We start from the raw sequence: 14,759 nt of genomic DNA, 5'->3' as shown, positions 1-14,759 counted from the left end.
GCCCCCGATGACCCGGGGTCGGCCACCGCACGCGCACGGAAAGACCCGCCATGAAAACCGCCGAGATCGCCCAGCGCTTCCTCGACTTCTTCGAGAAGAAGAACCACACGATCGTCCCCTCGGCCTCGCTCGTCACCGACGACCCGGCCCTGCTGTTCACCGTGGCGGGCATGGTGCCCTTCATCCCGTATCTCAGCGGCGTCGTGCCGCCGCCCTACCCGCGTGCGGCGGACGTGCAGAAGTGCATCCGCACCAACGACATCGAAGAGGTCGGCAAGACCCCGCGGCACGGCACGTTCTTCCAGATGCTCGGCAACTGGTCGTTCGGCGACTACTTCAAGGAAGACGCGATCCGCTTCGCCTGGGAACTGTTGACCGCGCCCGAGTCCGAGGGCGGCCTGGCCTTCGACCCGAAGGACCTCTGGGTCACCGTCTACGAGGAGGACGACGAGGCTCGCGACCTCTGGCTGAAGCTCAGCACCCTGCCCGACGAGCGCATCCAGCGCCTCGGGAAGGACACGAACTACTGGTCGACGGGCCTTCCCGGCCCCGCGGGCCCCTGCTCGGAGATCTTCTTCGACCGCGGTCCGGACTACGGCATCGACGGCGGTCCCGCGACCGACGACGACCGGTACGTGGAGATCTGGAACCTCGTGTTCATGCAGTACGAGATCACGAACGTGCGCTCGAAGTACGACTTCGACATCGTCGGAGAGCTCCCCGCGAAGAACATCGACACCGGCATGGGCCTCGAACGCATCGCGTTCATCAAGCAGGGCGTCGACAACATGTACGAGACCGACCAGGTGCGCCCCGTGCTCGACCTGGCGGCGAAGCTGGCCGGCAAGGCGTACGGCGCCGAGTCGCACGAGGACGACGTGCGCCTGCGCATCGTCGCCGACCACGTGCGTTCGTCGCTCATGCTGCTCGCCGACGGAGTGACCCCCTCGAACGAGGGCCGCGGCTACATCCTGCGGCGCATCATGCGTCGGGCGATCCGCTCGATGCGCCTGCTCGGCGTCGAGGGCGCGACCTTCCCCGAGCTGTTCGCGGCCTCGCGCGACGCGATGAAGGAGTCGTACCCCGAGGTCGAGACCGACTACGCCCGTCTCTCGGCCTACGCGATCGCCGAGGAGCAGACGTTCCTCCGCACCCTCGCGGCCGGCTCCGCGATCCTCGACCAGTCGGTCGCCGAGGCCAAGACCGGCGGCGGCACGACGCTGTCGGGCTCCGAGGCGTTCCTGCTGCACGACACGTACGGCTTCCCGATCGACCTCACGCTCGAGATCGCCGAAGAGGCCGGGCTGTCGGTCGACCGCGGCGCGTTCGACCAGCTCATGCTGGAGCAGCGCACGCGTGCCAAGGCCGATGCGCGTGCCCGCAAGGGTGCCATCGCCGACCAGAGCGCGTACCGCGAGTTCCGCGCGCTCGGCGAGACCGTGTTCACCGGATACACCGAGCTGCAGACCGAGTCGAAAGTCCTCGGCATCCTGGTCCAGGGGCAGGGGACCGACCGCGCCTCGGAGGGTCAGATCGCCGAGGTCATCCTGGCCGAGACCGCCCTCTACGCAGAATCCGGCGGCCAGGTCGCCGACAAGGGCGTCATCGTGGGCCCGGGTTACGAGCTCGAGGTGCTCGACGTGCAGCGTCCCGTGCCGGGTCTGGTCAGCCACACGGTCGAGGTGACCACCGGTGAGGTCGCCGTGGGCGCACCCGCCACCACCGTCGTCGACGGACTCAACCGCCACGCGGCGCAGCAGGCGCACACCGCCACGCACCTCGTGCACGCGGCGATTCGCGACACTCTCGGCAAGACCGCGACGCAGACCGGGTCGCTCAACCGTGCCGGCTACATGCGCTTCGACTTCAGCTGGGGCTCGGCGCTCTCTGCCGAGACCCGCACCGAGATCGAGGACATCGCCAACAACGCCGTCCGCGACAACCTCGAGGTCACCACGCGCGTGATGTCGCTCGACGAGGCGAAGGCCGCGGGCGCCATGGCCCTGTTCGGCGAGAAGTACGGCGACACCGTGCGCATGGTCGACATCGGCGGCCCGTGGTCGCGCGAGCTCTGCGGCGGGACGCACGTCGCGCGCAGCGCCGAGATCGGCCTCGTGAACCTCGTGGGCGAGCAGTCGGTCGGCGCCTCGAACCGACGCGTGGAGGCGCTCGTCGGCCTCGACGCCTTCCGTGACCTCGCCGCGGAGCGCGCGATCGTCTCGCAGCTGTCGACGTCGCTCAAGACACCGCGCGAGCAGTTGACCAACCGCATCGCCGAGCTCGCCGCGAGCCTCAAGGCCGCCGAGAAGAAGATCGCCGCCTTCGAGGCACAGGCCCTCACCGGCCGCCTGCCGCAGCTGGTGGAGTCGGCGGTGGCCGTCGGCACCGTCAAGGTCGTGGCGCAGAGTCTCGGCGAGGGCGCCTCGGCCGACGACGTGCGCTCCCTGGCCCTGCAGGTGCGCGACCGCCTCGGCAGCGACCCCGCGGTCGTCGCCCTCGGTTCGGTCGCCGGCGGCCGCGCGACGGTCGTCGTCGTCACGAACGACGCGGCACGCGAGCGCGGTCTCGCCGCCGGTGCCCTCGCGAAGGCCGCAGCCGCCGTGCTCGGCGGCGGCGGCGGCGGTCGTCCCGACGTCGCGCAGGGAGGCGGAACGGATGCCGCGGCCCTGCCGCAGGCGCTCGACGGCATCGTCGCCGACGTGCGGGCGACGACCGCGTGACGGAGTTCCGACGCGGCATCCGTCTGGGGATCGACGTCGGGCGCGCCCGCGTGGGCGTCGCCCGCTCGGACCCGGACGGCGTGCTGGCCGTGCCCGTCGAGACGGTGCCGCGCAAAGGCGAGCCGGTGCGCCGGATCGCCGCACTGGCGGCCGAGTACGAGGCGTTCGAGGTGCTGGTGGGTCTGCCGCTCAACCTCCGCGGGGAGGACACCCCGTCGACCACCGATGCACGGAGATTCGCCGAGCAGCTCGCATCCGCTGTGCCCATACCGGTGCGGCTGGTCGACGAGCGACTGAGCACCGTGTCGGCGCACGGCGTGCTGCGGGAGGCAGGTCGTTCCCAGCGCGACTCTCGTAGCATTGTGGATCAAGTCGCCGCTGTGGTGCTGCTGCAGCAGGCGCTCGACGTGGAGCGACAGTCCGGCGAGCCGGCCGGACCCGCCGTATCACCGGGACAGGAGCCCGCCTGACATGCCCGAGAACCAGCCCCCCGAGAGCGATCCGTTCGCCGACCTGTACGGTCGCCTGCCCGACCCGCGCAGCGGCGCGCGCGCGGCCGACGATTCGGCCGACGCCGCTCCGCCCTCGCGTCGCGCTGCTCGTGAGGCGCGCCGCGCGCAGACCGGCCCGACCGACACGACACCCGCCGTCGCCGCGGCCCCCGCCCCGGACGGTGCCGCCGCCCCGGCGCCCCGGTTCGACGCGGCGCGACGCGCGCCGGAGGAGACCTCCGCGCCGGAGCCCACCCGCGCCGCGGAGCGCATGCCCGCGCCGCGTGCCGCCGAGCCCGCGCCGCGCACCGCCGCACCCACCCCGGCGCCCCGCGCCACCGAGCCCGCGTCCGCGCCGCGAGCCACCGACGCGGCCGCAGCCACGGCATCCGCCTCATCCTCGGACGTCGCACGTGACGGCGGAGCATCCGCGCCCGGACCCCGCCGGACGAGCGCGCCGGCGACGATCGATGACGTCTCCCGCGAGGCGCAGCCGGCGCTGATCGGTTCCGCGACGGCCGGACGCCCCGCTCCGGGTGCCGCCGGCATGGCCTCCGGGTCGCTCGAAGACCTCTTCACCGGCCAGACCACGACCCACGAGATCGGCCACGCCGCGCCCCGCGCCCCCAAGAAGCGCCGTCGCGTCGGCGGCTGGATCGCCCTCGCCGTGGTCCTGGTGCTGCTCGGCGGCATCGCCGCGGGCGGCATGGTCGTCTGGAACACCTACGGCGATCGCATCCAGGCGTTCTTGGGCAACGGCGAGCCCCTCGACTACGAGGCGGGGCAGGCCACGGGCGAGGCCCGCGTCACCATCGTCTCGGGCGACACGGGGGAGTCCGTCTCACCGAAGCTGTTCGAGGCCGGCATCACGAAGGCCTCGAATTCGCTCTACAAGTACATGGTCGACAACTCCGTCGCCTTCACCTTCCAGCCGGGCGTCTACAAGCTGCAGCAGCAGATGACGTCGGAGGCGGTCCTCGCCGCTCTCCGCGACCCCGCGAGCCGTCTGGACTACTCCGTGCAGCTGCGCGAGGGGCTCACCCTGACGCAGTCGCTCGACGTCATCTCCGAGCAGCTGAGCATCCCGCGCGCCGATCTCGACGCCGCCGCCGCCGACCCGTCGGTGTACGGCGTGCCCGCCTCGACGCTCGAGGGGTGGATCTTCCCGGCGACCTACGACTTCGACGAGGGCGTCACCGCCCAGCAGGTCATCGAACGCATGGTGCAGCGCACCATCCAGTCGCTCGACGCCGCGGGGGTCCCGGAGTCCGACCGGGAGCGCATCCTCATCGTCGCGTCGATCATCGAACGCGAGGCGCGCAGCAGCGAGGACTTCTACAAGGTCTCGCGAGTGATCGAGAACCGCCTCCAGCCCGACAACACCGAGACCCACGGCCTGCTGCAGATGGACTCGACCGCCCAGTACGGCGCGGGAGAACTGGATGCCGGGTCGTCGTCGTCGTCCGAGAACGCGCTCACCAGCGACAACCCGTGGAACACCTACGTGCGCCCGGGTCTGCCGATCGGGCCCATCGCCAACCCCGGCGATCTCGCGATCGACGCGGCGATGAAGCCGGTGGACGGCTCGTGGTACTACTTCACCACCGTCAACCTCGCCACCGGCGAGACGGTGTTCTCGACGACCTACGCCGACCAGTTGAAGGCCGTGGACCAGTTCCGTGCGTGGTGTCGCGAGAACCCCGACGGCGGATGCTGACCGACGCCACCCGGTTGGCCGTCTGGGGCGACCCGATCGCGCATTCGCGGTCGCCCCGGCTGCACGCCGCCGCGTACGGCGTGCTCGGACTCGACTGGGAGTATGGACGGCGACGCGTCGACGAGGCGACCTTCGCCACGGAGGTCGACGGGTTGGACGCCACCTGGCGCGGCCTGTCGTTGACGATGCCGTTGAAGCACGTCGCGGCCGCCCGGGCCACCACCCTCGACGATGACGCGCGATTAACCGGCGCCGTCAACACCTACCTGCTGACCGACGGGGGAGCCCACGGCTTCAACACGGACGTGGGCGGACTCGCCCGCGCCCTCGACGAGGTCGGCGTGCGCCGACCCGAGCGCGTGCGCGTGCTGGGCGCGGGAGCGACGGCGACCTCGGCCCTCGTCTCGGCGGCCCGCGCCGGAGCGGTCGAGGTGGAGGTACGGGCTCGACGCCCCGAAGCGGCAGCGGTCCTCGCCGAACTGGGGGCGCTCCTGGGCGTCGCGGTGCGGACCGCGCCTCTCGACGCGCCGGATCACGTCCAGGTCGACACCACCATCGCCGCCCTGCCCGGCGGCACCGACCTCGGCGCCCTCGCGGGGGCGCTGGCGTCCACGTCCGGGCCCCTCGTCGACGTCGTCTACGGCGGCTGGCCCACACCTCTGGCGCGGGCCTGGGAGAGCGCCGGGGTGGCCGCGCACGACGGGCTCACGATGCTGCTGCACCAGGCACTGCTGCAGGTGCGCGTCTTCGTCGCCGGTGACCCTGCGCAGCCACTCGTCCACGAGGACGAGGTGCTGGCCGCAATGCGCATCGCGCTCGTGGGAGACTAGACGAATGCTTCGCGTCTTCACCGCCGGCGAGTCCCACGGCCCCGAACTGATCGCCCTCATGGAGGGGATGCCGGCCGGTGTCCCGGTCTCCTCGGCCCAGATCCGCGCCGAACTGGCGCGCCGTCGACTCGGGTACGGTCGCGGCTCGCGCATGAAGTTCGAAGAAGACGAGCTGACGCTGTCGACGGGCATCGTGCACGGCTTCACGATCGGCAGCCCGATCGCCCTGCGCATCGGCAACACCGAGTGGCCGAAGTGGACCGAGGTCATGAGCCCCGAGCCCGTCGAGCTGTCCGACCGCTCCCGCGGACGCGGAGCCGCGCTCACGCGCCCCCGCCCCGGCCACGCCGACCTCGTCGGTATGCAGAAGTACGGCTTCGACGAGGCCCGCCCCATCCTCGAGCGCGCTTCCGCCCGCGAGACCGCAGCACGCGTCGCCCTGGGCGCCGTGGCCCGTTCGTTCCTCAGCGAGCTCGGCATCCGCCTGGTCAGCCACACGCTCTCAATCGGTCCCGTGCGCGTGCCCGACGACGCCGCACTGCCCACGCCCGACGACGTCGACCGGCTCGACGCCGATCCGTTGCGGTGCTTCCACGCCGACACCAGTGCGGCGATGGTCGCCGAGGTCGACGACGCGAAGAAGGCGGGCGACACGCTCGGCGGCATCGTCGAGGTGCTCGCGTACGGCCTGCCCCCGGGGCTCGGCTCGCACGTGCAGTGGGACCGCCGTCTGGACGCCCGCCTCGCCCAGGCGCTCATGAGCATCCAGGCCATCAAGGGCGTCGAGGTCGGCGACGGCTTCCTCACCACGACGCGCCGCGGTTCTCAGGCGCACGACGAGCTGTTCGCCACCGAAGACGGCATCACCCGATCGTCCGACCGTGCCGGCGGCACCGAGGGCGGCATGTCGACCGGCACCGTGCTGCGCGTACGCGCCGGCATGAAGCCGATCGCGACGATCCCCAAGGCCCTGCGTACGGTCGACGTCGCCACCGGCGACACCGCCGCCGCGCACCACCAGCGCTCAGACGTCTGCGCGGTGCCCGCGTCGGGCGTCGTCGCGGAAGCCATGGTCGCGGTGACCCTCGCGGATGCCGTCCTCGAGAAGTTCGGGGGCGACAACGTCGCCGAGACCCGCCGCAACCTCGAGTTGTACCTCGCGAACCTGCCCGAGACCCTGCGCACGACCGACGCGTCGGACGCCGCGCTTCTCGCGCATGACCTCGCCTGAGCAGGCTCCCGCCGGAGCCGACGACCGTACGCCGGTGACCGGGACCGGTTCGGCCGTCGTGCTCATCGGTCCGATGGGCGCCGGGAAAACCAGCGTGGGGCGCCGCGTCGCCCGCGCCCTGGGCACCCCCTTCACCGACACCGACAAGCTCGTCGTGCGCGAGCACGGGCCGATCCGAGACCTGTTCCTCGTCCACGGCGAAGCGCACTTCCGCGCGCTCGAACGCGACGCGGTCGTCGAGGCGCTGGGCCGCGGGGGCGTCGTCGCGCTCGGCGGGGGAGCGGTGCTCGACCCCGCGACGCGGGAACGCCTCACCGCGCATCGCGTCGTCCTGCTCACCGTGGCGCCGCACGTGGTGGCATCCCGTATCCACGGCGACGATCGGCCCCTCCTCGGGGGCGAAGACCCCGTCGAACGCTGGCGGCGCATCTACGACGAGCGGCGCCCCGTCTACGAGGCCACGGCCGACATCACCATCGACACGTCGTCGGGGCCCCTGTCCCGCGTCGTCGACGACATCGTGGCCTGGGCGCAGAGCGTCCCGGCCCAGGAGACATCATGAGCGACACCACCACGATCAGCGTCGCCGGCGACCCCGGCTACGACATCACGATCGGCCGGGGCCTGTTGGCCGCGCTGGGCGAGAAGCTGCCCGCCGCCGCCCGGAAGGTGCTCGTGGTGCACCCACCCACCCTTGCTGCGCAGGCCGAGGCTCTGCGCGCGCAGCTGGTGGGCGATCGCCAGGTACTGCTGGCCGAGATCCCCGATGCCGAGCAGGGCAAGCGCGTCGAGGTCGCCGCGTTCTGCTGGCAGGTCATGGGCCAAGCCGACTTCACGCGCACCGACGTCGTGGTCGGTTTCGGCGGGGGAGCCGTGACCGACCTCGCGGGCTTCGTCGCGGCGACCTGGTTGCGCGGGGTCGCCCTCGTGCAGGTCCCGACCACCGTTCTGGGCATGGTCGACGCCGCCGTGGGCGGGAAGACCGGCATCAACACCGCCGAAGGCAAGAACCTGGTCGGTGCGTTCTGGCCGCCCGTGGCCGTGGTCTGCGACCTCGACCTGCTCGACACCCTCTCGAAGAACGAGGCGACCGCCGGCTTCGCCGAAGTGGTCAAGGCGGGCTTCATCTGGCATCCCGAGATCCTCGATCTCATCGAGGCCGACCCGACGGGCATCGTCGATCCGAAGGGCGACGCGTTCCGCCGCTGCGTCGAGCTCGCGATCGACATGAAGGCGCGCGTCGTCGGTGAAGACCTGCGCGAGGCGGGCCTTCGCGAGGTGTTGAACTACGGGCACACCCTCGGCCACGCCATCGAGCATGCCGAGCGCTACCGCTGGCGTCACGGGGCGGCGATCTCGGTGGGCATGGTGTTCGCCGCCGAGCTGTCGCGCCTCGCCGGGCGCCTGTCGGACGACGTCGCGCAGCGGCACCGCACCGTGCTCGAGTCGCTGGGGCTGCCGACGACCTACCGCGCCGGGGCGTTCCAGACGCTGAAGGCGACGATGCAGCGCGACAAGAAGAGCCGCGGGAGCATGCTGCGCTTCATCGTGCTCGACGACCTGGCGCGGCCCACCGTGCTGCAGGCACCCGACGAGTCGCTGCTGTTCGCGGCCTACCAGGAGGTCGGTGCGTGACCACCTCCGTGCGCCGCGTGCGCGCGGGGGAGGGCGGACGCGTCCGTGAGCTGCGGCTGCGCGCGGTCGGCGACCCGGCGGCATCCATCGCGTTCCTCACGACCTACGACCAGGAGCTCGAGCGGGACCAGGCGTTCTGGGACGAGCGAGCGGCGGGCGGCGCCGACGGCGACTCCGCCGCGATGTTCGTGGCCGAGAGCGCCGACACGTGGATCGGCACGTGCACGGTGCTCGTCCGGCGCGCGGGCGACGTCGACCACACCGGGCGACGACTCACCACGGGACGCGCCGACGTCGTGGGGGTCTACGTCGATCCCGCACATCGCGGATCCGGCGCGATCGACGCCCTGCTCGACGCCGCGGCGCGTTGGAGCGCCGATCAGGGATTCGAGACGCTCTCGCTCGACGTGCACGTCGACAACGCCCGGGCCCAGGCCGTCTACCGCCGCGCCGGCTTCGTGCCGACGGGCGAGACCTTCACGAGCCCCATCGGCGACGAGCTCGCGATGAGCCGGTCGCTTCGCACACTGTGACACGCCCCGGGCCGGCCGGCCGACGCTCCCGTCGGACGAGCGCAACGGGAGGCCGCTGATAGCGTGCGGGACATGACCACGCCCCGCCGACTGCTCCTCGTCAACGGCCCCAACCTGAACCTCCTCGGCACCCGTCAGCCCAAGATCTACGGCCGCGACACCCTCGCCGACGTCGAACGCGTGACGGCCGAGGCCGCTGGCCGGCACGGCCTCGAGGTCCGCGCGATCCAGAGCAACCACGAGGGCGTCCTCATCGACGCGATCCACGCCGCCCGGCTCGACTGCGCGGGCATCGTCATCAATGCCGGGGGGTACACACACACCTCCGTCGCGCTGCGCGACGCCCTGGCATCCGTCGATCTCCCCGTCGCCGAGGTGCACATCTCGAACATCAAGGAGCGCGAGGCGTTCCGGCACTTCTCGTACATCGAGGACGTCGCCGCGGTGCACGTGATCGGCGAGGGCGTACCCGGATACGCGCGAGCCGTCGACCTGCTCGTGGAGGTCATCTCGGGCCGCGCCGACGGCTGAGCCCGCTCATCACGTAGACTCTGACGTCGGGCTCTCGCCCACTTCGACTCACGAAACGGAATATCGGCACTCATGGCATCCACCGCAGACATCAAGAACGGCGTCGTCCTGAACATCGACGGTCAGCTCTGGAGCGTCGTGGAGTTCCAGCACGTCAAGCCCGGCAAGGGCGGCGCCTTCGTGCGCACCAAGCTCAAGAACGTCATGAGCGGCAAGGTCGTCGACCGCACGTTCAACGCCGGCGCCAAGATCGACCTCGAGAACGTCGACCGTCGCGACTTCACCTACCTCTACAACGACGGCGAAGGCTTCGTCTTCATGGACGTCGCCGACTACGACCAGATCACCGTGGGAGCGGCGACCGTCGGCGACGCGGCGAACTTCCTGCTCGAGAACCAGCAGGTGCAGATCGCGCTGAACAACGGCAACCCGCTCTACATCGAGCTGCCGCCGTCGGTCATCCTCGAGGTGACGTACACCGAGCCCGGTCTGCAGGGCGACCGCTCGTCGGCCGGCACCAAGCCCGCCACCGTCGAGACCGGTTACGAGATGCAGGTTCCGCTGTTCCTCGAGACCGGCACCAAGATCAAGGTCGACACTCGCACGGGCGAGTACCTCGGCCGCATCAGCTGACGTCTCGATCCCGACAGAATGAGTGCTCGTACCAAGGCGCGCAAGCGCGCCCTCGACATCCTGTTCCAGGCCGACGTGCGCGGCGAGGAGCTGCCCGTGATGCTGGCCACCGAGGCCAAGCGCGCGGCCTCCGAGCCCGACCGTCAGGCCTCGTGGCTGTACGCCCGCGACATCGTCGACGGCGTGATCGACAACCGCGATGCGATCGACGAGCAGATCACCACGTTCGCCAAGGACTGGTCGCTGCAGCGCATGCCGGCCGTCGACCGGGCGCTGCTGCGGATCGGCACGTGGGAGATCCTCTACAACGACGAGGTGCCCACCGCCGTCGCGATCGACGAGGCAGTCGAGCTGGCGAAGGAGTTCTCCACCGACGACTCCGGTTCGTTTGTGCACGGCGTTCTCGCGCGCATCGCCCGTTCGTCCTGAGCGCGGCTGACGCGATGCGACGCGGTCCCGGCTGCCCGCCGGTGACCGCGTCGTGGCGTTTCCGGGTGGAGTGCCGGGGCGTGCTGTGGGACCGGATGTCACGGCGTCTGCGCGCAGAGGATCGCGGTGCGCGGTGCGGCGGGGTCGCTGCGGCGTCCGGCGCCATGCAGGGCGGCGGGGTCGCTGCGGCCTCCGGCGCCATGCAGGGCGGCGGGGCGTCCGGCGGCGCGCGGTGCGGAGAAGCCGCCGCGGCATCGATAAACGCTGTCGCCACCGAAAAACGCGATGTCGCCGCGTTCCTCGAGCTCGAGGGCGTTTCTCGGCGCGAACGGAACGGTCTCGCGCGGCCGGTCCGCCGCCCCCTGTCGGAGGTTCGCGGCAGGATGCTCCCGTGACCTCCTGGCGCGAGCTGCTTCCCGGGAGCGAGACGGCCGCGTTCGAGCCGCTCGCCCTCGGCATCGAGCTGCGCCAGCGCGAGGCGTACGACCCGTCCCGGTGGGAGGCCCGTGCCGTCGTGCCGGTGACGCCGCGCCTGCTCGCCCAGCGCCAGGACGACCTGCAGCTCGTCGCCCGTCCGCTCGTCCAAGGCGCACGCGAGGCGTGGATCAAGGCGGATGCCACCTGGGACACCGTTCGCCGATCCTCCGGCCGTTTCGACCCCATGCAGGTGCGCTGGTTCGCCGAGCTGCACGCCCTCGCGCAGGCTCTGCGGACGACGGGACCGTTCGCCCCGTCCGGCGACACGGTCGCCCTCGACACCGTCGACTCGCCGTTGCTCTGGCCGCACCTTCTCGCGGCCGAGGGGCTCGGCATCCGGATCGTCCCGATGCATCCGCAGCAGAGCGTGCGCCTCGCGCGCACGGCGACCGCCCGGGTCGCGCTCGACGCGGTCGGCGGGGGAGCACTGCGGTTGTCGGCCGACCTCGAGATCGACACGCGTCCCGTCGACGCGACCCACGCGCGCGCCATCGGCACCGCGGGGCTCTTCGCCTTCGAGATCGATCGCGACCCGGTGCCGATCGTGCTCGCGGCCGTCGACCTTCCGGTGCCGCTGCCCGCCCTGCTCGGCGGAGCCGCCGTCGAGGTGCCCGCGACCGAGGCGACGGAGTTCGTGGCGGAGGTGTACCCGCGACTGGCGCGACGCGCCCCGCTGTCCGTCGGCGCGGGCGTCCCCCCGCCGCCGCCGGCGCGACCGACGCTGACGGTCGACGTCTCCTATCTCGACGACGACGCCGTCGAGTACCGGCTCGACTGGGTCTACCCGGGCGGGTTCCGGGCCGCGTACGACGATCGGGGCGACCACGCCGAGCGCGATCCGCGCGCCGAGGCGCAGATCGGCGAACGGTTCGAGACGGCGTGGATGGCGGCATCCGATCTGCCCGCCCTCGCGAGGGCGACCCTGCGGGATGCGGATGCCGCGGTCTTCGGCGCGCGGGTTCTTCCCGCCGTCGACGTGCTCGACGAGGTGCGGGTGCGCACGCGCGGCACGCAACCCACGTTCCGCGAGCTGCGCGGCGATCCGTCCCTGCGCATCACGGCCGTCGAGTCGCTCGACCGGGACTGGCTCGATCTCGGCATCGTCGTGACGATCGAGGGCCGCCTGATCCCGTTCGGCGTGCTCTTCAGCGCCCTTTCGCGGGGCCGGACGCGCATCAAGCTGTCGGACGGTGCCTGGTTCTCGCTCGCGCACCCGGCTTTGCAGCGTCTGCGCGAGCTGCTCGAGGAGGCCGCGACGCTCGACGAGTGGGAGACGGGACCGCGCCTGCCCCGCACGCACCTCGCACTGTGGGCGGAGTTCGAGGACCTCGCCGATCAGTCCGAGGCGGCGGTCGAGTGGCGAGAGCTCGCGCGGGCGCTGCGCGACGTGAGCGAGGTGCCCGAGGTCCCGACCCCGACCGGGTTCCGCGCCGAACTGCGTCCCTACCAGCGCGAGGGCCTGTCGTGGCTCGCGCTGCTGCACGCGCACCGACTCGGCGGCATCCTCGCCGACGACATGGGCCTCGGAAAGACCCTGCAGCTGCTCGCGCTCATCGCGCACAGCCGCGCGCGCGGCGACGCACGACCGTGGCTCGTCGTCGCCCCGACCTCGGTGCTGCCGACCTGGCGCGATGAGGCCGCACGATTCGCCCCGGGCCTGCGGGTCGCCGTCATCGAGGCGACCGCGGTGCGCCGCGACCGGGCCATCGCCGAGATCGCGGCGGACGTCGACGTCGTCGTCGCGTCCTACGGCGTCGTCCGAACGGATGCCGAGGAGTTCGCCGCACCGCACTGGTCGGGCGTGGTGCTCGACGAGGCCCAGTTCGTGAAGAACCCGGCCACGCGCATCCACCGCGCGATCGCGGCGCTCCGCACCGACGCCGTGTTCGCGGCCACCGGAACACCCATCGAGAACGGTCTCGACGACCTGTGGGCGCTGCTCGCGCTGACGGCGCCCGGGCTGTTCCCCTCGATCCGGCAGTTCCGGGAGGACTACACCCGCGCGATCGAGCAGCTGCCGTCGGACGCCCCCACCGATCTGTCGGCCGCGGCCGCGGGCGCGCACCGAGAGAAGACCCTCGAACGTCTGCGCCGTCGGGTCCGCCCTTTCCTCCTCCGGCGCACGAAAGACGTGGTGGCCTCCGATCTGCCCCCGAAACAGGAGCAGGAGATCGCGGTGCCGCTCGACCCCGCGCATCGGGCGGTCTACGACCGTGTGCTGCAGAGGGAGCGGCAGAAAGTCCTCGGACTGCTCGACGATCTCGACCGACAGCGGTTCATCGTGTTCCGCTCGCTCACGCTGCTGCGCATGCTGGCGCTGGCACCGGGGCTCGTGGACGATCGCGACGCGCACCTGGGCTCCGCCAAGCTCGACGTGCTGCTGGAGCGCCTCGTGGAGGTCGCGGCCGAGGGGCACCGTGCACTGGTGTTCAGCCAATTCACCTCTTTCCTCGACATGGCGGCGGAGAGACTGGATGCCGCCGGCCTCGCATACGCCCATCTCGACGGCGGCACCGCTCGGCGCGGAGACGTGGTCGCGGGCTTCCGCGCGGGGGAGGCGCCCGTCTTCCTCATCAGCCTCAAGGCCGGGGGATTCGGACTGACGCTGACCGAGGCGGACTACGTCTTCGTCCTCGACCCCTGGTGGAATCCCGCGGCCGAGGCCCAGGCGATCGACCGTGCGCACCGCATCGGGCAGAACAAGAGCGTCTTCGTCTACCGGCTCATCGCCTCGGGCACGATCGAAGAGAAGGTCCTCGCGCTCCAGCGCCGCAAGGCGGCCCTCTTCGACGCGGTCATCGATGACGGCGAGGCGTTCGCCGCGTCGTTGGACGCGGCTGACGTCCGGGGGTTGTTGGGACCGTGACGCGAGCCGGATAGTGTCGGAGCCCCGTCGCTACTCGACGGGGAGGGAAGAGGCGGACGACGTCATGACGCACACCGAGGCGCTTGAGCCCGGCTACCATCCGCCCGCCTTTCCTCTGTACGAAGCGGTGTTCAGAGCCGGAGGAGCGCCGCCACGGCGGTGGCTGAGCGGCTGGAACGGCCCCGTGACCGCGCCCGCCACAGATGTGACACTCGCGGCGAAGACCGAGCGCGACTCCGCGCTGGTGGCCTCATCCCGGTGGAACGAGGTAGCGGAAGCCCGTGCCACGGGAGCATTGCTGCTCTCGGCCTTTCGCGTCTTCGCACCGGCGACCCCCGTCGACGAGGTGCTGAGGCTCGCCGAGGACGACACACGGTGGAACGCCGCGACCGTGGTCGTCGACGGTCGACCGTTCCCAGCCGTGGCCACCGCCGTTGAGGGCGTGACGATCACCTGCTGCGTCGATCGCGCCGCAGACGTGCACGTCGCTGTCGCCTCGATCGGTGAATTCTCCTTGCGCCGACTGATCGCGGGCCGGAACGAGGTCTATCCGGCCGATCCGTTTGTCGCTCACGCGTACGCCGATCTGCCCCCGGTCGACGACATCGTCGACTGACGAACGCGGGATGGCGTTAGGACCCGTCGCGACTCACCACAGCTCGCCGG

General features: G+C 71.5%; 13 protein-coding genes. All 13 read left to right on the top strand.

From position 1 onward, the window contains the following. The first annotated feature begins 50 nt into the window (after window positions 1-50). Window positions 51-2,720, top strand: a complete 2,670-nt coding sequence (alaS, locus tag AB0N80_RS13920; RefSeq protein ID WP_363579028.1) for an alanine--tRNA ligase — start codon at window positions 51-53, stop codon at window positions 2,718-2,720. Further along, on the top strand, window positions 2,717-3,190 hold the full coding sequence (gene ruvX / locus AB0N80_RS13915; RefSeq protein WP_363579027.1) for a Holliday junction resolvase RuvX: 474 nt from the start codon (window positions 2,717-2,719) through the stop codon (window positions 3,188-3,190). Before alaS ends, ruvX begins: the two co-directional genes overlap by 4 nt. Before the next feature lies 1 nt (window position 3,191). Beyond that, window positions 3,192-4,928, top strand: coding sequence for an endolytic transglycosylase MltG (mltG, locus tag AB0N80_RS13910; RefSeq protein WP_363579026.1), 1,737 nt, complete (start codon window positions 3,192-3,194; stop codon window positions 4,926-4,928). Next, on the top strand, window positions 4,922-5,758 hold the full coding sequence (locus AB0N80_RS13905; RefSeq protein ID WP_363579025.1) for a shikimate dehydrogenase: 837 nt from the start codon (window positions 4,922-4,924) through the stop codon (window positions 5,756-5,758). Before mltG ends, AB0N80_RS13905 begins: the two co-directional genes overlap by 7 nt. A 4-nt stretch (window positions 5,759-5,762) precedes the next feature. Further along, the gene (gene aroC, locus AB0N80_RS13900; RefSeq protein WP_363579024.1) at window positions 5,763-6,989 is read left to right on the top strand and encodes a chorismate synthase; all 1,227 of its coding nucleotides are present in this window, start codon (window positions 5,763-5,765) and stop codon (window positions 6,987-6,989) included. A gap of 73 nt (window positions 6,990-7,062) precedes the next feature. Next, the gene (locus AB0N80_RS13895) at window positions 7,063-7,551 is read left to right on the top strand and encodes a shikimate kinase (protein WP_315995904.1); all 489 of its coding nucleotides are present in this window, start codon (window positions 7,063-7,065) and stop codon (window positions 7,549-7,551) included. Beyond that, window positions 7,548-8,624 (top strand): 3-dehydroquinate synthase, encoded by a 1,077-nt coding sequence (aroB, locus tag AB0N80_RS13890; RefSeq protein ID WP_315995751.1) that lies wholly within the window; start codon window positions 7,548-7,550, stop codon window positions 8,622-8,624. Before AB0N80_RS13895 ends, aroB begins: the two co-directional genes overlap by 4 nt. Next, window positions 8,621-9,157, top strand: coding sequence for a GNAT family N-acetyltransferase (locus AB0N80_RS13885; RefSeq protein ID WP_315995752.1), 537 nt, complete (start codon window positions 8,621-8,623; stop codon window positions 9,155-9,157). The genes aroB and AB0N80_RS13885 overlap by 4 nt, the downstream gene beginning before the upstream one ends. A 72-nt stretch (window positions 9,158-9,229) precedes the next feature. After that, entirely contained in the window at window positions 9,230-9,688 is a 459-nt protein-coding gene (locus tag AB0N80_RS13880; protein ID WP_363579023.1) for a type II 3-dehydroquinate dehydratase, read from the top strand. A 72-nt stretch (window positions 9,689-9,760) separates the two neighbouring features. Further along, window positions 9,761-10,321 (top strand): elongation factor P, encoded by a 561-nt coding sequence (efp, locus tag AB0N80_RS13875; RefSeq protein WP_315995754.1) that lies wholly within the window; start codon window positions 9,761-9,763, stop codon window positions 10,319-10,321. An 18-nt stretch (window positions 10,322-10,339) separates the two neighbouring features. Further along, entirely contained in the window at window positions 10,340-10,750 is a 411-nt protein-coding gene (nusB, locus tag AB0N80_RS13870; RefSeq protein WP_298872920.1) for a transcription antitermination factor NusB, read from the top strand. A 391-nt stretch (window positions 10,751-11,141) separates the two neighbouring features. Beyond that, entirely contained in the window at window positions 11,142-14,093 is a 2,952-nt protein-coding gene (locus tag AB0N80_RS13865; protein WP_363579022.1) for a DEAD/DEAH box helicase, read from the top strand. Between the two features lie 64 nt (window positions 14,094-14,157). Beyond that, entirely contained in the window at window positions 14,158-14,709 is a 552-nt protein-coding gene (locus tag AB0N80_RS13860; RefSeq protein ID WP_363579021.1) for a hypothetical protein, read from the top strand. The last annotated feature ends 50 nt before the right edge of the window (window positions 14,710-14,759 follow it).

Source organism: Microbacterium sp. NPDC089188, assembly GCF_040685155.1.
GTDB lineage: Bacteria > Actinomycetota > Actinomycetes > Actinomycetales > Microbacteriaceae > Microbacterium > Microbacterium galbum.
This window is presented reverse-complemented; position numbering and strand designations above follow the sequence as displayed.